2 protein-coding genes are annotated in these 516 nt (G+C 57.4%); both read right to left on the minus strand.

The window, feature by feature from the left end; all coding sequences use genetic code 11:
- Nucleotides 1-317: hypothetical protein (locus tag HBO05_RS29140; protein WP_222932579.1), on the minus strand; the 317-nt coding region annotated here is incomplete at its 3' end.
- Nucleotides 280-516, minus strand: a 237-nt coding sequence (locus HBO05_RS29145) for a hypothetical protein (RefSeq protein ID WP_222932580.1), incomplete at its 5' end; no start/stop codon positions are given. The genes HBO05_RS29140 and HBO05_RS29145, both read right to left, overlap by 38 nt.

The following is a 516-nucleotide window of genomic DNA, read 5'->3' on the forward strand; positions in this document are numbered from 1 at the left end:
GGATCAATGTAAGAGCTGTCGAGCCCCAGCGAGGCTGCGATGGCGGCGGCATTGCTGGGATTGATGTTGGCTGACCCGACGCTATCGCTGGCAAGCCAGCTCCTACATTGGATCGTCGTACATTGAGTACCGTATGCATCCTGCGGTGGCAGTGAAATGCAATCCTCCAAACCCTGAAGATCGAGGTGGGAGCTGTCGAGCCCTAGCGAGGCGGCGATGGCGGCGGTATTGCTGGGGTTGATGTTGGCTGACTCGACGCTATCGCTGGCAAGCCAGCTCCTACATTGGATCTTCAGTACATTGAGTGCCGTATGCATCCTGCGGTGGCAGTGAAATGCAATCTTCCAACCCCTGAAGATCAATGTAGGAGCTGTCGAGCCTTGGCGAGGCGGCGATGGCGGCGGCATTGCTGGAGTGGATGTTGGCTGACCCACCGCTATCGCTGGCAAGCCAGCTCCTACATTGGATCGTCGTACATTGAGTACCGTTTGCATCGTGCGGTGGCGGTGAAATGAC

The organism is Pseudomonas sp. WS 5079, from assembly GCF_012985465.1.
Classification (GTDB): domain Bacteria; phylum Pseudomonadota; class Gammaproteobacteria; order Pseudomonadales; family Pseudomonadaceae; genus Aquipseudomonas.